The sequence below is a fragment of the Curtobacterium sp. PhB130 genome, from assembly GCF_003755165.1.
Taxonomy (GTDB): Bacteria; Actinomycetota; Actinomycetes; order Actinomycetales; family Microbacteriaceae; genus Curtobacterium.
Genome location: NZ_RKII01000010.1, coordinates 223,841 through 243,128 on the forward strand (window position 1 = coordinate 223,841; position 19,288 = coordinate 243,128).

The 19,288-nt window shown below is 70.1% G+C and carries 14 protein-coding genes; 13 read left to right on the forward strand and 1 reads right to left on the reverse strand.

Going from position 1 to position 19,288, the window contains the following annotated elements; translation table 11 throughout:
- The first annotated feature begins 4 nt into the window (after window positions 1-4).
- Window positions 5-1,504, forward strand: coding sequence for a class I adenylate-forming enzyme family protein (locus EDF24_RS16765; protein WP_123704341.1), 1,500 nt, complete (start codon window positions 5-7; stop codon window positions 1,502-1,504).
- A complete protein-coding gene (locus EDF24_RS16770) occupies window positions 1,501-3,459 on the forward strand; it encodes an acyltransferase (RefSeq protein WP_123704343.1) in 1,959 nt (652 codons plus the stop codon). Before EDF24_RS16765 ends, EDF24_RS16770 begins: the two co-directional genes overlap by 4 nt.
- Here EDF24_RS16770 and EDF24_RS16775 read toward each other — a convergent pair.
- Window positions 3,395-4,723: an MFS transporter gene (locus tag EDF24_RS16775; RefSeq protein ID WP_123653524.1), complete on the reverse strand. Its 1,329-nt coding sequence runs from the start codon at window positions 4,721-4,723 to the stop codon at window positions 3,395-3,397. The genes EDF24_RS16770 and EDF24_RS16775 overlap by 65 nt on opposite strands.
- A 190-nt stretch (window positions 4,724-4,913) precedes the next feature.
- Here EDF24_RS16775 and uvrB point away from each other — a divergent pair, with 190 nt between their 5' ends.
- The 11 genes from uvrB to EDF24_RS16830 all read left to right on the forward strand — a co-directional run bounded on the left by uvrB (window position 4,914) and on the right by EDF24_RS16830 (window position 19,164).
- On the forward strand, window positions 4,914-6,992 hold the full coding sequence (gene uvrB / locus EDF24_RS16780; protein WP_123653857.1) for an excinuclease ABC subunit UvrB: 2,079 nt from the start codon (window positions 4,914-4,916) through the stop codon (window positions 6,990-6,992).
- Window positions 6,982-7,902, forward strand: a complete 921-nt coding sequence (locus EDF24_RS16785; protein ID WP_123704345.1) for an SDR family NAD(P)-dependent oxidoreductase — start codon at window positions 6,982-6,984, stop codon at window positions 7,900-7,902. The genes uvrB and EDF24_RS16785 overlap by 11 nt, the downstream gene beginning before the upstream one ends.
- A gap of 48 nt (window positions 7,903-7,950) precedes the next feature.
- On the forward strand, window positions 7,951-11,043 hold the full coding sequence (gene uvrA / locus EDF24_RS16790; protein WP_123704347.1) for an excinuclease ABC subunit UvrA: 3,093 nt from the start codon (window positions 7,951-7,953) through the stop codon (window positions 11,041-11,043).
- Window positions 11,044-13,119 (forward strand): excinuclease ABC subunit UvrC, encoded by a 2,076-nt coding sequence (gene uvrC / locus EDF24_RS16795; protein ID WP_123704349.1) that lies wholly within the window; start codon window positions 11,044-11,046, stop codon window positions 13,117-13,119.
- Window positions 13,120-13,269: 150 nt separating this feature from the next.
- A complete protein-coding gene (gene rapZ, locus EDF24_RS16800) occupies window positions 13,270-14,157 on the forward strand; it encodes an RNase adapter RapZ (protein ID WP_123704351.1) in 888 nt (295 codons plus the stop codon).
- Between the two features lie 80 nt (window positions 14,158-14,237).
- Window positions 14,238-15,218, forward strand: coding sequence for a DNA-binding protein WhiA (gene whiA, locus EDF24_RS16805; RefSeq protein ID WP_123653520.1), 981 nt, complete (start codon window positions 14,238-14,240; stop codon window positions 15,216-15,218).
- Window positions 15,219-15,395: 177 nt separating this feature from the next.
- Window positions 15,396-16,400: a type I glyceraldehyde-3-phosphate dehydrogenase gene (gene gap, locus EDF24_RS16810; RefSeq protein WP_123653519.1), complete on the forward strand. Its 1,005-nt coding sequence runs from the start codon at window positions 15,396-15,398 to the stop codon at window positions 16,398-16,400.
- A 2-nt stretch (window positions 16,401-16,402) separates the two neighbouring features.
- Window positions 16,403-17,620 (forward strand): phosphoglycerate kinase, encoded by a 1,218-nt coding sequence (locus tag EDF24_RS16815; protein WP_123704353.1) that lies wholly within the window; start codon window positions 16,403-16,405, stop codon window positions 17,618-17,620.
- 40 nt (window positions 17,621-17,660) lie between these two features.
- Window positions 17,661-18,440, forward strand: coding sequence for a triose-phosphate isomerase (gene tpiA, locus EDF24_RS16820; RefSeq protein ID WP_123704355.1), 780 nt, complete (start codon window positions 17,661-17,663; stop codon window positions 18,438-18,440).
- A gap of 109 nt (window positions 18,441-18,549) precedes the next feature.
- Window positions 18,550-18,801 (forward strand): preprotein translocase subunit SecG, encoded by a 252-nt coding sequence (secG, locus tag EDF24_RS16825; protein WP_056124375.1) that lies wholly within the window; start codon window positions 18,550-18,552, stop codon window positions 18,799-18,801.
- A 3-nt stretch (window positions 18,802-18,804) separates the two neighbouring features.
- Window positions 18,805-19,164, forward strand: coding sequence for an RNA polymerase-binding protein RbpA (locus EDF24_RS16830; RefSeq protein WP_123653516.1), 360 nt, complete (start codon window positions 18,805-18,807; stop codon window positions 19,162-19,164).
- The last annotated feature ends 124 nt before the right edge of the window (window positions 19,165-19,288 follow it).

The window sequence follows — 19,288 nt, forward strand, 5'->3', positions numbered from 1 at the left end:
GCTGGTGCAGCAAGAAGGTCGATCACCTGAACCCAGCCTGCGCGCGCTGATCCGGGAGCGCGCAGCCACCGACGCGAACCGCGTGTACCTGGAGGACGCCCGGTCCGACCGGATCCTCAGCTACGGCGCGCTCGGTGCCGCCGTCGACGCGTGGGCCGCCACCTTCGACGTGATCGGGGTCGGTGACTCCGGTGCGGTGCTCGTGGACGTGGGGGACCCGCTGTCCTTCGCCGTCGTGCACCTCGCCGCCGTGGCCTCCGGCCGTCGCGCGGTCCCCGTCGACACCGGACAGCCGACCACCGAGCCGGCACGCCTCGCCGACCTGCTCGGCGGCGCGTCGATGGTGGTGTCGGACCGTGCCGTGGACGCGACCATCCCCGGGGCGCCGGCCGCCCGCGTCGACCCGGCCACGGGCCTCCCGTCCGACGTCCGTGACGGCGACCTGCCCGGCGAGAGCCCGGACGCGCCGGGGGAGGGCTCCGTCGTCCTGTTCACGTCCGGTTCGACCGGGACGCCGAAGGGCGTCGAGCTGCCCGAGTCGCAGCTGCTGTTCGTGGCGCACGCCGTCGCCCGGCACAACCGGCTGGCGCGGGACGACCGCGGGTTCAACTCGCTGCCGCTGTTCCACGTCAACGCCGAGGTGGTCGGCCTGCTGGCGACGCTGGTCGCCGGCGCCACGCTCGTGCTCGACCGCCGCTTCCGCCGGACCGGCTTCTGGGAGCTCCTCGCCGAGCGCCGGATCACCTGGCTGAACGCGGTGCCGGCGATCCTCGCGGTGCTCGCGAAGACCGGCCCGCTCGACTTCCCGGCCGGACTGCGGTTCGTCCGGAGCGCCTCCGCGCCGCTGCCGGACCCGGTCCGCGCCGCGCTCGGGGACGTCCCGCTCATCGTCAGCTGGGGCATGACCGAGGGTGCCAGCCAGATCACGGCGACGCCGCTCGACGCTCCCGCGCGTGCCGGCACCGTCGGTGTGCCGGTCGGCTCCGAGGTCCAGGTCCGCGGTGAGGACGGCGCCGTGCTGCCCGCGGGACAGGTCGGTGCGCTCTGGGTGCGCGGGCCCGGCATCGTGCACTCGTACCTGTTCGGTCGGGCGTCCGAACGCTTCGACGCCGACGGCTGGCTCTCGACGGGTGACGTCGGCTCGGTGTCCGAGGACGGCTGGGTGGCCCTCGCCGGCCGCTCCGACGACGTGATCAACCGCGGCGGCGAGAAGGTCTACCCGTCGGAGGTCGAGGACGTGCTCCTCGGCGACGCCCGCGTGCTCGAAGCCGTCGTGGTCGGCCGCCCGGACGACGTCCTCGGGAGCGTGCCGATCGCGTACGTGATCCCGCAGCCCGACGAACCCGTCGACGCCGAGGCACTGGTCGCCGACCTCACCGCACGCGCCGAACGCTCGCTCACGCGGTTCCGCCGCCCGGTCGAGATCGTCGTCGTGCCGGACCTGCCGCGCGCACCGACGGGCAAGATCCAGCGGGCGCGCGTCCGCGGGATGGCGGCGTCGTGAGCGGAACGGACCAGCGAACGCGCCCGGGCTCGGACGGCACGGTGGACGCCCCGGCGAAGCCCGACGGCACGGTGGTCGCCCCGGCGAAGCCCGACGGCGCGGTCGACGCGCCGGCGCAGCCCGTCGGTGTGCAGACCCCCACCAGGACCGCTTCGGGCAAACCGCGGCACCTGTACGAGGTCGACGTCCTCCGGATCCTGACGTTCGCGTGCGTGCTCGGCGTGCACACCACGAGCCACACGATGGCGTCCGACGACATCGGGCTCGCCGGGCTCCTCTCGCTGCTGCACTTCACGCGGCTGGTGTTCTTCACGCTCACCGCGTTCGTGCTCGTCTACAGCTACTCGATCCGCCCGAAGCCGATGTCGGTGTTCTGGCCGAAGCGCTTCCTGCTCGTCGGGGTGCCGTACCTGGCGTGGTCGTTCGTCTACGTGGCGTCCGCGTGGCTGCTCGACCCCGGGCAGCGTGGCGACGTGCCCGCACTCGTGACGACCTTCGCGACCGGGGTCGTGACGGGGACCGCGAAGTACCACCTGTACTTCCTGCTCGTGACGATGCAGGTCTACCTGTTGCTCCCCGCGATCATGTGGCTGGTCCGGAAGACCCGCGGGCACCACGTGTGGGTGCTGGTCGTCTCGCTCGTCTTCCAGCTCGTGGTCTTCGCCGGCTACAAGTACTTCCCCGCGAGTGACGCGTGGCTGAACGGGTACCAGAAGCAGTTCTTCTTCTCGTACGTGTTCTTCATCGTGTCCGGTGCGATCGCGGCGGACCACGCCGAACGGTTCCTCGGGTTCATCCGCACGTACCGTCGCGGGATCATGTGGGCCTTCCTCGGGGGAGCGCTGCTCACCCTCGCGGTGTTCGTCGTGCAGCTGCTCGCCGGGCAGTCGCCGTACGCTGCCGGCACGCCGCTGCAGCCGATCGAGGCCGTGTGGAGCACCGTGGTCTTCGTCGGCTTCCTGGCGATCGGCGCCTGGTGGGCAGACCGTCGCGTCCCGGGGAGCCGGCTGGCGAAGGTCGTCGACTACGCCTCGGACCGGTCGTTCGGCATCTTCCTGAGCCACCCGCTGGTCATCTGGCTGCTGCTGTACGGGTCGAGCCCGCTCGAGGCGCTCGTCCCGAAGCCCTGGCTGACGCTCGTCACCTACCTGCTCGTGGTCGTGCTCGCGGTCGCGATCACCGAGGTGTTCCGCTGGACCCCGCTCAGCGTGCCGCTGACCGGTCGTCCATCGTTGTCGTCCCGGAAGATGCGTGCGGCGCGCGCCGCGAAGTGTGCGGCGGCTGCGGCTGCGGCCGCGCCGTCTGCTTCGGCGGCTTCGCGGACCCGTCGGGTGGTGCGTCGACGTCGCGGCGTGCGCCCGGCGGTGGACTGGCCACGTGCCGGCCTGGAGGCTCGGTGCGGGCCCGACCCGAGCCTCCGGTCGCGTGGGTGGTCGCGCACGGGTGCGCGCGACAGACCCGGGCCTCCCGTCGGGTGGGTGGTCGCGTACGGGTGCGCGCGACAGACCCGAGCCTCCCGTCGGGTAGAGCGTCGCGCGCGGGTGCGCGCGACCGACCCGAGCCTCCCGTCGGGTGGGTGGTCGCGGCGCGCTGCGCGTGGTGCGGGTCGGCCGGTCGATGGTCGACGCGCCGTCCCTGCGGCGGGCCGGTGTCGGCGTGCCATGCGACACCGTGCGTCGATCTGCGCCGCGCATTCGTGTACCCGATGTCGCCTGCCCCGATGCATGCACATCGAGCGACAGGCGACGGTGGGAAGCGCGGCGCGAACGCACGTGCGGTGTCGCTTTCGTCGCGCCCGCGCCCGCGCACCTGCCCGAGCGCCCGCCCGCGCACCGGACGCACGAGAGCCCGCGCGGTCGGGGACCGGGCGGGCTCTCGGGGTGGCGGGGGTCAGGCGGTGGGCTGCTGCTCCGCCTTCGGGGTGCCGATCTCGAGCACGCCGTCGGTCATGGTGAGGCGCTGCGGCTTCATGAACCAGGCGACGACCGCGGCCGCGAACAGCAGCGCGCAGGAGAGCGCGAACGGCAGCTGCCAGCCCGAGGCGTCGATGAGCAGACCGAACACGATGGGGGAGACGACGCCGGCGATGCCGAAGCCGGTGTTCATGAAGCCCGAGGCGGTGCCGGACCACTGCGGTGCGACGTCCATCGGGATCGCCCAGAGGTTCGCGTTGCAGAGCTCGAGGAAGAAGAACGACAGCGCGAGCGAGATCGTGGCGACGACGAGCCCCTGCCCGATCACGAGCGGGATGAGGCAGATCAGGGAGCCGCCGAGGCCGATCACCAGGATCGTTCGCCGGGCGTTCCGGGTGTTGCCGCCGCGGTGGATGATGCGGTCGCTGAGCATGCCGCCGACCGTGTCCCCGACGACACCGGCGAGCAGGATCAGCGTCGTGAAGAGTGCGAACGACCCGATCTCCAGGTTGTACGTGGAGCTGAGGAACGTCGGCAGCCAGGTGAGGAACACCCAGAGCGTCCAGCCGTACCCGAAGTCGACGAACGTGACCGGGAGGATCTGCTTCGCCATCTGGCCCCACGGGACCGGCGGACGCGTGGCGCGGGTCTCGACGGGAGGCAGCTCGGAGAGCTCGATCGGCTTGATGCCCTTCGCGGACTCGGGCTTGTCGCGGAAGAAGAACCACCAGACCACGGCCCACGCGAAGGACAGCACGGCGGTCGCGAAGAACGCGAGGCGCCAGCCGCTGATCGCGATGAAGTAGGCGACGACGAGCGGTGCGAGCGCGTTGCCGAGGCGGGCGGCCGAGTGCACGACGCCCTGCGCGAAGCCGTTCCGGTCGCGCGGGATCCACCGGCTCATCGCCTGGGTCGCGGTCGGGAACGCCGCCGCTTCGCTGAGGCCGAGGAGCGCGCGGGCGGCGAAGAGCGTCCAGAACCCGACCGCGAACCCGGTGAGGAGCGTCGCGACGCCCCAGATCACGGTGATCACGAAGAGCGACTTGCGGGGACCGAACTTCTCGCTGATCGTTCCGCCGAACACCTGCAGCAGCGCGTACGGCAGCGAGAACGCGGAGATGATCAGGCCGGCCGTGGCCTCGTTGAAGCCGAACTCCGCGGTGATGTGCGGCAGGGCGGTGGAGATGTTGGTGCGGTCGACGTACGAGATCGCGTACATGAAGCACAGGAGGATGAGCACGCGCCCGCGGATGCGTCCGCGGAACGGGGTGCCCTTCGTCGGTGCGGCGGGAGTCGCCGTGGTCATTGGGGGCCTCTTCGGGGGAGTGAGCGCTGGTCGGGTTGCTGAACGGTTGGGACGCTAACCCTGGTTTCTATCAGGATCCTCGATGGTTCGTCGCGGAATCCGATGGGCCAACGGGACGCGCTACGCCGTGGGCGAGCACCCCGGCTCGCTGTCGGTGGCCCCGCCTAGCATTGAGGGCATGGCAGTGGCAATCGAACCCACCCGCGCGGTCCGCCCGTTCGAGGTGATCAGCGAGTACTCGCCGAGCGGCGACCAGCCCGCGGCGATCGCCGAACTCGCAGGCCGGATCAACGCCGGTGAGACCGACGTGGTGCTCCTCGGCGCGACCGGTACCGGCAAGTCCGCGACCACCGCGTGGCTGATCGAGCAGGTGCAGCGTCCGACGCTCGTCCTCGCGCACAACAAGACCCTCGCGGCGCAGCTCGCGACGGAGTTCCGCAGCCTCCTGCCGAACAACGCGGTCGAGTACTTCGTCTCGTACTACGACTACTACCAGCCCGAGGCGTACGTCCCGCAGACGGACACCTTCATCGAGAAGGACTCCTCGGTCAACGCCGAGGTCGAGCGCCTCCGGCACTCCACCACGAACTCGCTGCTCAGCCGGCGCGACGTCGTCGTGGTCTCGACGGTCTCCTGCATCTACGGCCTCGGCACGCCGGAGCAGTACATGAACGCCTCGGTGGCGCTGACCCGCGGCCAGACGATCTCCCGCGACCAGCTCGTCCGCCGGTTCGTCGCGATGCAGTACCAGCGCAACGACGTCGACTTCGCCCGCGGCACCTTCCGCGTGCGCGGCGACACCATCGAGATCATCCCGATGTACGAAGAGCACGCGATCCGCATCGAGATGTTCGGCGACGAAGTGGAAGCGCTCAGCTCGCTGCACCCGCTCACGGGCAACGTGATCGAAGACCTCGACGCCGTGTCGATCTTCCCGGCGTCGCACTACGTCGCCGACACCGACGTGATGCACCGCGCAATCGGCACCATCAAGGAAGAACTGGCCGAGCGGCTCGCCGAGCTCGAAGGCCAGGGCAAGCTGCTCGAGGCCCAGCGGCTCCGGATGCGCACCACGTTCGACATCGAGATGATGGAGCAGATCGGGTTCTGCTCCGGCATCGAGAACTACTCCCGGCACGTCGACGGCCGGATGCCGGGGGAAGCCCCGCACTGCCTCCTCGACTACTTCGCGGACGACTTCCTCATCGTGATCGACGAGTCGCACGTCACCGTCCCGCAGATCGGCGCGATGTACGAAGGCGACGCCTCCCGCAAGCGCACGCTCGTGGAACACGGCTTCCGGCTCCCGAGCGCGATGGACAACCGCCCCCTGCGGTGGGAAGAGTTCCTCGAGCGCGCGGGCCAGAAGGTCTACCTCTCGGCGACGCCCGGACGGTACGAGCTCGGGATCACGGACAGCGTCGTCGAGCAGATCATCCGCCCGACCGGCCTGGTCGACCCGGAGATCGTCATCAAGCCCTCGGACGGCCAGATCGACGACCTGCTCGAAGAGATCCAGGTCCGCGTCGAGAAGGACGAGCGCGTGCTCGTCACCACGCTCACCAAGCGCATGGCCGAAGAGCTGACGGACTTCCTCGGGAACGCCGGCGTGCGGGTGCGGTACCTGCACTCCGACGTCGACACCCTGAAGCGCGTCGAGCTCCTGACCGAGCTGCGGCAGGGCGTCTACGACGTGCTCGTCGGCATCAACCTGCTGCGTGAGGGCCTCGACCTGCCCGAGGTGTCCCTCGTCGCGATCCTCGACGCCGACAAGGAAGGCTTCCTGCGCTCGTCGACCTCGCTCATCCAGACCATCGGTCGTGCCGCCCGCAACGTCTCCGGTCAGGTGCTGATGTACGCGGACAAGATGACCGACTCCATGAAGCAGGCGATCGAGGAGACCGACCGCCGTCGTGAGAAGCAGGTCGCGTACAACCTCGAGCACGGCATCGACCCGCAGCCGCTCCGCAAGAAGATCGGCGACATCACCGAGGCACTGGCGCGCGAGAACGACGACACCAAGGAACTCCTCGAACGCCGGAACAGCAGCGCGCGGGACGGCAAGCGGTCGCCGACGCCGTCGCTCAAGCGCACCGGCATCGCGGGCGAAGGTGCGACGCAGCTCGAAGCGACCATCGCGGACCTCAACGACCAGATGCTGCAGGCAGCGGCCGAGCTGAAGTTCGAGCTCGCGGCACGGCTCCGCGACGAGGTCCAGGACCTCAAGAAGGCGCTGCGACAGATGGAGTCGGCCGGGCATGTCAACTGAGCGCCGCGTCGTCGTCACGGGCGCCAGCGCGGGGCTCGGCTACTGGGCGGCGGAGCAGCTCGCCGCCGCCGGGCACCGTGTGGTGCTCGCGACCCGCAGTCCGGAGCGCGCCGACGCCGCGGAGCGGAGCATCCGGCAGCACGTGCCGGACGCTGCGCTGGAACACCTGCACGTCGACCTCGCGGACCTCGACAGCGTGCGGGCTGCTGCGGACGACCTCGGCGGGCGTGGCCCCGTCGACGCGCTGGTGAACAACGCCGGCGTCGTCGGTTCCGGTACCCGGCGCTCCACCGCGCAGGGGTTCGAGCTGCAGGTCGGGACGAACCACCTCGGGCACTTCGCGCTCACCGGGCTCGTCCTGCCCCTGCTCGAGCAGTCCGCCGGCCGGGTCGTGCACCTCGGGTCGATCGCGCACCGCTGGGCGTCCCTCGACCCCGGTGACCCGTTGCGGGTCGGGCGCTACTCGAGTTACGGGCAGTACGGCCGGAGCAAGCTCGCGGTGATGCTGTTCGGGTTCGAGCTGGCCGAGCGCCTGGCCGACGCCGGATCCTCGGTGTCGAGCGTCGTCGCACACCCGGGGCTGTCGCTCGACGCGCTGGCTCCGTCCCGGCCGCTCGTCGCGCCGGCGCGCACCGAGCCCGGCTGGACCCGTCCGGGGCAGCGCCTGTACGCGCAGGGCAAGGACGCCGGCGCCCTGCCGATCGTGCACGCGGCCGTCGGTGCCGCCGACGGGCCGGACGCGGTCCGCTCGGGGCAGTACTGGGGACCGGCGGGGTTCATGCAGCTCCGGGGGCCGGCCGCCGTGGTCCGGGCGCAGCCCCGCGCCCACGACCGCACCGAAGCAGCCCGGCTCTGGGTGGCCAGCGAGCGCGCCTCGGGGGTGGCGTTCGCTCTCGACGCACTCGTGTGAGCGCCGCGCGCGGGCGAATGTCGGACCCGGTTCGTAGAATCGTCGGTGATGACCATCACCTCTGATCGTGACTCCGCGACCGCCGGCCGGAACGCATTCGGCGAATCCGTGGACCTCGAGCCCGCAGACCTGCACCTCCCCGGTGGGACGGCACCGCACAGCACCTCGACGCTCAGCGTCCGCGGTGCGCGCGTGCACAACCTCCGCGACGTCGACCTCGAGATCCCGCGCGACTCCCTCGTCGTGTTCACCGGCCTGTCTGGGTCGGGCAAGTCCTCGTTGGCGTTCGACACGATCTTCGCCGAGGGGCAGCGGCGCTACGTGGAGTCCCTGTCGGCGTACGCCCGGCAGTTCCTCGGGCAGGTGGACCGACCCGACGTCGACTTCATCGAGGGGCTCTCGCCCGCGGTGTCGATCGACCAGAAGTCCACGAACCGCAACCCGCGCTCGACCGTCGGCACCATCACCGAGGTCTACGACTACATGCGTCTGCTCTGGGCGCGCATCGGCATCCCGCACTGCCCCGTCTGCGGTGAGGTGATCAGCAAGCAGAGCGTGCAGCAGATCGCCGACCAGCTGATGACGCAGGAGACCGGCACCCGGTTCCAGGTCCTCGCGCCGATCGTGTCCAAGAAGAAGGGCGAGTTCGTCGACCTCTTCCAGGAGCTCGCCGCGTCCGGCTACTCGCGCGCCATCGTGGACGGTGAGCGCATCCAGCTGAGCAGCCCGCCCACGCTGAAGAAGCAGGTCAAGCACGACATCTCGGTGATCGTCGACCGCCTGGTGGCCAGTGACGACATCCTCGGGCGTCTGACCGACTCCCTCGAGACCGCCCTGCGCCTGACGAACGGCACCGTCGCGATCGACCTCGTCGACCACGAAGGGCCCGGCGCGGTCCGGACCTACTCGGAGAACCTGTCCTGCCCGAACAACCACCCGCTCGCCCTCACCGAGATCGAGCCGCGGACGTTCTCGTTCAACGCGCCGTTCGGTGCGTGCCCGGAGTGCTCTGGCCTCGGCACGCGCATGTCGGTCGACCCGGACCTGGTGCTCGGCGACCCCGAAGCCTCCCTCGCCGACGGCGTGCTGCTGCCCTGGACGGGCACCAGCGGCCTGTACTCCTACTTCGAGAAGCTCCTGGCTGGCCTCGGCAAGGAACTCGGCTTCCGCCTGGACACCCCGTGGAACCAGCTCGACCCGAAGGTCCAGGCAGCGATCCTGACCGGCAAGGACTTCGAGGTCTCGGTGTCCTGGCGCAACCGGTTCGGTCGCGAGATGCGCTACACCAGCGGGTTCGAGGGCGTGATGCCCTACATCGAGCGCAAGTTCGCCGAAGCCGAGTCGGACTCGCAGCGGCAGCGCTTCCAGGGCTACCTGCGTGAAGTGCCGTGCCCGGTGTGCGACGGCACGCGCCTCAAGCCCGAGGTGCTCGGCGTGACCGTCGCGGACCGCAGCATCGCCGACGTCACCGAGCTGAGCCTTGACGACGCGTACTCCTTCATGGAGACCCTGACCCTGACGGATCGCGAAGCCCACATCGCGGCGGCGGTCCTGCGGGAGATCCGGGCGCGCCTCGAGTTCCTGCTCGAGGTCGGGCTGAACTACCTCACGCTCTCGCGCGGGGCGGGGTCCCTGTCCGGCGGCGAAGCGCAGCGCATCCGACTGGCGACCCAGATCGGTTCCGGCCTGACCGGCGTGCTCTACGTCCTCGACGAGCCGAGCATCGGGCTGCACCAGCGCGACAACCGGCGCCTCATCGACACCCTCGTCAAGCTGAAGAACCTCGGGAACACGCTCATCGTCGTCGAGCACGACGAAGACACGATCCGGACGGCCGACTGGGTCGTCGACATCGGCCCCGGTGCCGGCGTGAACGGCGGCAACGTCGTGCACTCGGGTTCCTACGACGAGATGATCGAGAACCGCGAGTCGATCACGGGGGACTACCTCGCCGGTCGCCGGGCGATCGAGATGCCGAGCGAGCGCCGGAAGATCAACAAGAAGCGCGTGATCAGCGTGCAGGGCGCCCGCGCGAACAACCTCAAGGAAGTGGACGTCGACTTCCCGCTCGGCGTGTTCACGGCGGTGACCGGCGTCAGCGGCTCCGGCAAGTCGACGCTCGTCAACGACATCCTCTACAAGGTGCTCGCGAACCAGCTCAACGGCGCACGGCACATCGCCGGCAAGCACACCCGCGTGAAGGGCCTCGACCAGCTCGACAAGGTCGTGCACGTCGACCAGGCCCCGATCGGCCGCACCCCGCGCTCGAACCCGGCGACCTACACCGGGGTGTTCGACCGCATCCGGCAGCTCTTCGCGGAGACCCCCGAAGCGAAGGCCCGCGGCTACCTGCCCGGCCGCTTCAGCTTCAACGTCAAGGGCGGTCGCTGCGAGAACTGCTCCGGTGACGGCACGATCAAGATCGAGATGAACTTCCTGCCCGACGTGTACGTCGCGTGCGAAGTCTGCGGTGGCGCACGCTACAACCGCGAGACGCTGCAGGTGCACTACAAGGGCAAGGACATCTCCGAGGTCCTGGACATGCCGATCAGCGAAGCGGCCGAGTTCTTCGAGCCGATCTCCGCGATCCACCGGTACATGGCGACCCTCGTCGACGTGGGCCTCGGCTACGTGCGGCTCGGCCAGAGCGCCACGACCCTGTCCGGCGGCGAAGCCCAGCGCGTGAAGCTCGCGACGGAGCTCCAGCGCCGCTCGAACGGCCGCACGGTGTACGTCCTCGACGAGCCGACCACGGGTCTGCACTTCGAAGACGTGCGGAAGCTGCTCCTCGTGCTGCAAGGCCTGGTCGACAAGGGCAACACGGTCATCACGATCGAGCACAACCTCGACGTCATCAAGTCCGCCGACTGGCTCATCGACATGGGTCCGGAAGGCGGCTCGGGTGGCGGCACGGTCCTCGCGACCGGCACCCCGGAGCACGTCGCCGACGTCCCCGAGAGCCACACGGGCGTCTTCCTCCGTGAGATCCTCGAGGCGCAGGACGCCCGCGTGGGCAAGGAGCGTTCGGTCGGCGCGCGCAAGGTCGACGAGACCAAGCTCGGTGCCCTCAAGCGGAGCAGCGGCGCGGACAAGCAGACCGCGGACAAGCAGTCGGACAAGCAGAAGGCGGGTGCTCGGTAGGTGGCGGACACCGTCTCGTGGCGCCCGAAGGCGGGGGACATCCCGACCGACCCGGGCGTCTACCGCTGGCGTGACGGCAACGGCCGCGTGCTCTACGTCGGCAAGGCGAAGAACCTCCGCGCACGGCTGAGCAACTACTTCGCGCCCCTGCCGACGCTGCACGAGCGCACGCGGCGAATGGTCCTGACGGCGAAGAGCGTCGAGTGGACGACGGTCGGCTCCGAGATCGAGGCGCTGCAGCTCGAGTACACCTGGATCAAGGAGTTCGACCCGCCCTTCAACGTCAAGTTCCGGGACGACAAGTCGTACCCGTACATGGCGATCACCCTCGGCGACGAAGCCCCGCGGGTGATGGTCACGCGGAACCGGAAGATCAAGGGCGCGAAGTACTTCGGGCCGTACCCGAAGATCTGGGCCGTGCACGACACCATCGACCTGATGATCAAGGTGTTCCCGATCCGCACCTGCTCGGACTCGTCCTACAAGCGCGCGATGCAGACGGGCAAGCCGTGCTTCCCGGGGCAGATCGGCAAGTGCGGCGGACCCTGTTCGCAGCGCGTGACGATCGCCGAGCACCGTGCCCTGGTCGAGGAGTTCGTGCGATTCATGAACAGCTACGACCGTCGGGTGATCACCGAGCTCCGGCAGCGGATGGGCGCATCGGCGGACGCGATGCAGTACGAGCAGGCCGCCAAGTACCGCGACCAGGTCGAAGCGCTCGAAGCCGTGCTGGAGAAGTCCGCGGTGGTCCTCCGGGACTCCGTCGACCTCGACCTGTTCGGCATCGCCGAGGACGAACTGGCGGCCGCGGTGCAGCTGTTCTCCGTCCGCGGTGGCCGCATCCGCGGTGTGCGCGGCTGGGTCGTGGACAAGGAACTCGACATCACGACCGGGGACCTGGTGGAGCAGATCGTCCAGGGCGTCTATGCCGATGGCGAGCTGTCGCCGCGGGCAGCCGGAGCGCTGCACAGTCCGACGACCGAGGAACCCCCGCGCGAAGTCGTCGTCCCGGAACTCCCGGAGGACGCCGACGCCCTGCAGCAGTGGCTCAGCGAACGTCGTGGTGGCCGCGGGACCAAGCTCAGCACCGCCCAGCGCGGCGACCGGGCGGGACTCGCGCGCACCGCGTCGCAGAACGCGCAGCAGGCCCTGATGCTCTACAAGACCAAGCGCTCCGCCGACTACACCACCCGAGCGGCAGCACTCGCGGACATCCAGGACGCCCTCGGCATGACCGAGGCCCCGCTGCGCATGGAGTGCTACGACATCTCGCACCTGCAGGGCACCAACGTGGTGGCCTCGATGGTGGTGTTCGAGGACGGCCTGCCCCGCAAGGACCAGTACCGCCGCTACTCGATCGCGGAGACCCGCGACGACACGGACAGCATGCACCAGGTGCTCACCCGGCGTCTGGCGCGCCTCGACGAGGACGCCGAGCTCCCGGACCAGCCGGACCAGAACGCGGACGGCGTGGTCGCGGTGGAGAAGCCGACGAAGCGGTTCGCGTACCGCCCGCAGCTGCTCATCGTGGACGGCGGGCAGCCGCAGGTGCAGGCGGCGAAGCGGGCGATGGACGAAGCCGGCGTGCGGGACATCGCGCTCGTCGGCATCGCGAAGCGGCTCGAGGAACTCTGGCTCCCCGACGACGACTTCCCGGTGATCCTGCCGCGCAACTCGGAGGCGCTCTTCCTCATCCAGCGCATCCGCGACGAGGCGCACCGCTTCGCGATCACGCACCAGCGCGGCCGCCGGAAGCGGGACGTCCGGACGCAGCTCTCCGAGATCCCCGGCCTCGGCCCGAGCCGCGTCAGTGCGCTCCTGAAGCACTTCGGCTCGGTGACGCGCCTGCGGTCCGCCACCGCCGAGGAGATCGGCGAGGTCCCGGGCGTCGGCCCGGCGACCGCCGCCGCGGTGGTCCGGAAGCTGCAGACCGTCCCGGCGAGCACGCCGACCGGCCCGACCCCGACGAGCGCACCGGTCCCGTCGGAAGCGTCCGATGCGTCGGACGTGATCCGGTCTGGAGGCCCGGTGCGGGTCCCAGCGGTGACCAGCGACGGTCCGCACCTGCCTGCATGACGCCACCAGGAGCCTCCAGGCCGCCCGGAGCGCACCCACGCGCCGGGCGATAGCCTGGTCGCCGAGCAACAGACCACCGGGCCGCTCACGCGGGCCACACGACCGCTCGGGCGACGCGCCCGGGCAGCGACGACGGAGCACATCTCCCAGATGACCGACACCGAACCGAAGCCCCAGCACGACGTCCTCATCGTCACCGGGATGTCCGGTGCCGGGCGCTCGACCGTCGGCAAGGCGCTCGAGGACCTCGACTGGTACGTGGTCGACAACCTGCCGACGCAGATGCTCGCCACGCTGACCGACCTGGCGGACCGGGCTGGTGAGAAGATCCCGAAGCTCGCCGTCGTCGTCGACGTCCGCGGTGAGCGGTACTTCACCGACCCGGACCACGCGGTCGAGCAGCTCCGGTCCTCGACGTCGGCGCGGGTCCGCATGCTCTTCCTCGAGGCGACCGACCAGGTGCTCGTCCGCCGGTTCGAGCAGGTCCGCCGGCCGCACCCGCTGCAGGGGGAGGACACGCTCCTCGACGGCATCGCCCGGGAGCGCACCCGGCTGCTCGGCCTGCGCGAGGCGTCCGACGTGATCATCGACACGTCCGACCTGAACATCCACCAACTCGCGAACACGGTGACCGAGAAGTTCGCCGAGGACCGGTTCACCGGCGTCCAGGTCACCCTGATGAGCTTCGGGTTCAAGTACGGGCTGCCCGCCGACGCGGACATGGTGGCCGACGTCCGCTTCATCCCGAACCCCTACTGGGTCCCGGAACTGCGGTCCCACACCGGCCTCGACAAGCCGGTCTCCGACTACGTCCTGGCACAGTCCGGAGCCCGTCCGTTCGTCGACCGGTACGCCTCCGTGCTCGAGCCCGTGCTCGAGGGGTACCAGCGCGAGAACAAAAGACACGCTACGATCGCCATCGGCTGTACCGGCGGGAAGCACCGCTCGGTCGCCATCGTCGCCGAGTTGGCGAGCCTCCTCCGTGGGATGCCCAACGTCGCCGTGCGTGTGAAGAACCGAGATCTCGGCCGGGAGTGACCGTCCCACCGGCCGCTCAACACGTGCGCGCCACCGGGCCACGGTCCCCCCACCACCAGATGAACGTTAGGAATGATGCTGTGCCGTTGACTGCCGAGGTCAAGGACGAACTGGCCAGGGTCGTCGTGGGCCGCAACACGGTCCGTGCCGCCGAACTCGCGACCATCCTGCGGTTCGCGGGTGGCCTGCACGTCATCTCCGGCAGGATCGCCGTCGAGGTCGAGCTGGACACCCGGATCATCGTGCACCGGGTCCGCAAGGACCTCGCCGAGCTGTACGGCGTCCGGAGCGAGGCGTCGGTGGGGTCCTCGGCATCCGCCCGTCGCGGCACCCGCTACCTGGTCCGCGTGCTCGAAGCGGGGGAGACCCTCGCGCGCCAGACCGGCCTGATGGACGCCCGTCGTCGTCCGGTCCGCGGCCTCCCGAACCGCCTGACCACCGGCAACCGCGAGGACCTCGCCGCGATCTGGCGCGGTGCCTTCCTCGCCGCCGGCACCCTCACCGACCCGGGCCGGGCAGCCGCGCTCGAGGTCACCTGCCCCGGCAACGAAGCAGCGATGGCCCTGGTGGGAGCCGCGTCGCGCCTCGGTGTCGCCGCGAAGGGCCGTGAGGTCCGCGGGGTGCACCGCGTCGTCATCCGCGACGGCGAGGCCATCGGCCAGATGCTCACCGTGATGGGCGCCGCCCGCACCACCGCGGAGTGGGAGGAGATGCGGCAGCGCCGCGAGGTCCGCGCCACCGCGAACCGCCTCGTCAACTTCGACGACGCGAACCTCCGCCGCTCCGCCCAGGCCGCCGTCGCCGCGTGCGCCCGGGTCGAGCGTGCGCTCGAGATCCTCGGCGACGAGGTCCCCGACCACCTGCAGTACGCGGGCTCCCTGCGCCTCGCGCACCGTGACGCCTCGCTCGACGAGCTCGGCCAGCACGCGGACCCGCCCATGACGAAGGACGCCATCGCCGGCCGCATCCGCCGCCTCCTGGCGATGGCCGACAAGCGTGCCGTCGAGCTGAACGTGCCCGGCACCGAGGCCAGCGTCCCCGAGGAGCTCGAGGGCGCCTGACCGGTCGCCGCGGCCCTGCGGTTCCTGGACGTCACACGGGCGGGGGCTGATCCCCCGACTGCTAGGGTCGTTACGGCGACGTTACGGGGCGTATCGTCCACCACACGCGGACCCGCAGAGGGTCTGCGCCTCCGAAAGCAGCGCCCCCTGGGCGCTCCACACCCACCAGGAGATCCATTGACCGTCAAGATCGGTATCAACGGCTTCGGCCGCATCGGCCGTAACTTCTTCCGGGCCGCTCTGGCCAAGGGCAGCGACCTCGAGATCGTGGCGGTGAACGACCTCACCGACAACGCCTCCCTGGCGAACCTGCTCAAGTTCGACTCGATCACGGGCAAGCTCCCCGCCACGGTCGAGCTCGACGGCGACAACATCGTCGTCGACGGCAAGCCGATCAAGGTCCTCGCGGAGCGCGACCCCGCCAACCTCCCCTGGGGCGAGCTGGGCGTCGACATCGTCATCGAGTCGACCGGCTTCTTCACCAAGGCCGCCGATGCGCAGAAGCACATCGACGCGGGCGCCAAGAAGGTCATCATCTCCGCCCCGGCCACGGGTGACGACGTCACCATCGTGCTCGGCGTGAACGAGGACCAGTACGACCCGGCGAACCACAACATCATCTCGAACGCGTCCTGCACCACGAACAGCCTCGCGCCGCTCGCCAAGGTGTTCCACGACAAGTTCGGCATCGAGCGCGGTCTCATGACGACGGTCCACGCCTACACCGCGGACCAGAACCTGCAGGACGGCCCGCACAAGGACCCGCGTCGCGCCCGTGCCGCGGCCCTGAACATCGTGCCGACCTCCACCGGTGCGGCGAAGGCCATCGGCCTCGTCCTCCCGGAGCTCGCCGGCAAGCTCGACGGCTTCGCGCTCCGCGTGCCGGTCCCGACCGGGTCGATCACCGACCTCACGCTCGAGACCAAGTCCGAGGTCACGGTCGACGAGATCAACGCCGCGTACAAGGAAGCCGCTGAGGGCCCCCTCAAGGGCATCCTGCTCTACAGCGAGGACCCGCTGGTGTCGACCGACATCACCACGGACCCGCACTCCTCGATCTACGACTCCGGCCTGACCAAGGTCATCGGCGGCCTCGTGAAGATCACCTCGTGGTACGACAACGAGTGGGGCTACTCGAACCGCCTCGTCGACCTCACCGAGTACGTGGGCGAGCGACTCTGAGCATGAGTCTCCGCACCCTCGAGAGCCTCGGCGACCTCTCCGGCAAGCGCGTCGTCGTCCGCTGTGACCTCAACGTCCCGCTCAAGGACGGCGTCATCACGGACGACGGCCGCGTGCGGGCGTCGCTCGGCACGCTGAACACGCTCATCAACGCCGGAGCGCGCGTCATCGTGATCTCCCACCTCGGCCGTCCCGACGGCGAGCCCAAGCCCGAGTTCTCACTCGCGCCGGTGGCCCAGCGGCTCTCCGAGCTGCTCGGGAAAGAGGTCACGTTCGTCGGCGAGACCGTCGGTGACGACGCGACCGCCGCTGCCGAGGCCCTCGGGGACGGCGACGTCCTGCTGCTCGAGAACCTCCGGTTCAACCCGGAGGAGACCTCCAAGGACGCCGCCGATCGCGGTGCCTTCGCGGACCGCATCGCCGCCCTCGCCGACGCCTTCGTGTCGGACGGGTTCGGCGTCGTGCACCGCAAGCAGGCCTCCGTGTACGAGCTCGCATCCGCGCTGCCCTCGGCGGCCGGTGAGCTCATCGAGACCGAACTCCGCGTGCTCGAGCGACTGACCAAGAACCCGGAGCGGCCCTACACGGTCGTCCTCGGCGGCTCGAAGGTCAGCGACAAGCTCGGCGTGATCGACCACCTGCTGCCGCAGGTGGACACGCTCTGCATCGGTGGCGGGATGCTCTTCACGTTCCTCGCCGCACAGGGCCACGGCGTCGCCAAGTCCCTGCTCGAGCAGGACCAGCTCGACGTCGTCCGGGAGTACCTCTCGCGGGCGAAGGAGCTCGGCGTCACGATCGACCTGCCGACCGACGTCGTCGTGGCGTCCGGCTTCTCGGCCGACGCCGACCACGAGACGGTCGCCGCCGACGCCATCGAGTCCTCCTCGTTCGGCGCCGACGGCATCGGGCTGGACATCGGCCCGGAGACGGCTGCTCGCTTCGCTGCGGCGGTCTCCTCCTCGAAGACCGTGTTCTGGAACGGCCCGATGGGCGTGTTCGAGTTCCCGGCCTTCGCCGCGGGCACCAAGACCGTCGCGCAGGCGCTCACCGAGGTCGACGGCCTCGGGGTCGTCGGCGGTGGTGACTCGGCCGCTGCGGTCCGGTCGCTCGGGTTCACCGACGACCAGTTCGGCCACATCTCGACTGGCGGTGGCGCGAGCCTCGAGTTCCTCGAGGGCAAGTCGCTACCCGGCCTCGAAGCACTGGGGTGGTCCGCATGACCCGCACGCCGCTCCGTCTTGGATTCTCGGGAGGCGCAGCATGAACCGCACGCCGCTCATCGCCGGCAACTGGAAGATGAACCTGGACCACCTCCAGGCCATCGCCACCGTGCAGAAGCTCGCGTGGACGCTGAAGGACGCCCGCCACGACTTCGACGACGTCGAGGTCGCGGTGTTCCCGCCCTTCACTGATCTCCGCAGCGTGCAGACGCTCATCTCGGCGGACAAGCTCCCGATTCGCTTCGGCGCGCAGGACCTGTCCCAGTTCGACTCGGGCGCCTACACGGGCGACGTGTCCGGCGCGTTCCTCGCGGCACTCGATGCCGCGTACGTGATCGTCGGCCACTCCGAGCGTCGGACCATCCACGGCGAGACCGACGAGGTCGTGGCAGCCAAGACCGCTGCGGCCGTCAAGCACGGGCTCGTCCCGCTGGTCTGCGTCGGCGAGACCGGTGAGCAGCGCGACGAGCGCGGCGCCGGCGTCGTGCCGGTCGAGCAGCTGCAGGTCGTGCTCGACGCGGTCAAGCCGTCCGAGATCGTCGTGGCGTACGAGCCCGTCTGGGCCATCGGTTCCGGACAGGCCGCCACCGCCGAGCAGGCCCAGGACGAGTGCGCTGCGCTCCGTCGTGGCATCGCCGCGGCCTGGGGCGACGAGATCGCCGCGGAGACGCGGGTGCTCTACGGCGGCTCGGTGAAGTCCGGCAACATCGCCGGGTTCCTCCGCGAGCCCGACATCGACGGCGCGCTCGTCGGCGGCGCTTCACTCGACGTGCAGGAGTTCGCGGCCATCGCGCGCTTCCGGCAGCACGTCGGGCTGTAGCAGTCCGCTCGGCTCTCGCAGCCCGTTCTGCACCACTCCCGCACGAGGTACCGGCCGGGCACTGCCCGGCCGGTATACTCGTACGGCTGACTGACACGAAAGGTACGTCGTGGCGATACTCTCCGTCGTGCTGCAGGTGCTCCTCGCTATCACGAGTCTCCTGCTCACGCTCCTCATCCTCCTGCACAAGGGCCGCGGTGGCGGCCTCTCCGACATGTTCGGCGGCGGTGTGACGAGCAACCTCGGGGCGTCCGGCGTGGCCGAGCGCAACCTGAACCGGATCACGGTGATCCTCGGTCTCCTCTGGATCGTGAGCATCATCGTGCTCGGTCTCATCAACAAGTTCACAGCGGGGAGCTGATCCATGGCAAGCGGAGGCAGTGCAATCCGGGGTTCGCGCGTTGGCGCGGGCCCGATGGGGGAGCAGGACCGCGGGGTCCAGGCCGAGCGGGTGGCGATCTCCTACTGGGACGCCCTCGGCAACGAGGTCGTGCGGTACTTCGCCGCGAACCTCCCCGACGAGGAGATCCCCGAGACGGTCGACTCGCCGTCCACCGGGCTCCCGGCCGGTCGTGACAAGGAGAATCCTCCGCAGGTCACGAAGACCGAGCCGTACAAGACGCACCTCGCGTACGTGAAGGAGCGCCGCACCGAAGAGGAAGCGGCGCAGCTCCTGGAAGACGCGCTGCAGCAGCTCCGGCAGCGTCGCGGTACCGCGAAGTAGCTCGTCCACGAAGGCCCCCGCACTCCGGTGCGGGGGCCTTCGTCATGCCGCGGGCGCGCGCTGCGCGCGGCGCGGGCGGCGCCGGGGTCGCCGGTGTCGCCGGTGGTCGCCGAGATCGCACCTC

Bases quoted from the DNA above. Each gene is read 5' to 3' on its own strand.
- EDF24_RS16775 (WP_123653524.1), bottom strand. From the start codon at position 4,723: ATGACCACGGCGACTCCCGCCGCACCGACGAAGGGCACCCCGTTCCGC.
- EDF24_RS16785 (WP_123704345.1), top strand. From the start codon at position 6,982: ATGTCAACTGAGCGCCGCGTCGTCGTCACGGGCGCCAGCGCGGGGCTC.
- uvrA (WP_123704347.1), top strand. From the start codon at position 7,951: ATGACCATCACCTCTGATCGTGACTCCGCGACCGCCGGCCGGAACGCA.
- rapZ (WP_123704351.1), top strand. From the start codon at position 13,270: ATGACCGACACCGAACCGAAGCCCCAGCACGACGTCCTCATCGTCACC.
- EDF24_RS16815 (WP_123704353.1), top strand. From the start codon at position 16,403: ATGAGTCTCCGCACCCTCGAGAGCCTCGGCGACCTCTCCGGCAAGCGC.
- tpiA (WP_123704355.1), top strand. From the start codon at position 17,661: ATGAACCGCACGCCGCTCATCGCCGGCAACTGGAAGATGAACCTGGAC.
- EDF24_RS16830 (WP_123653516.1), top strand. From the start codon at position 18,805: ATGGCAAGCGGAGGCAGTGCAATCCGGGGTTCGCGCGTTGGCGCGGGC.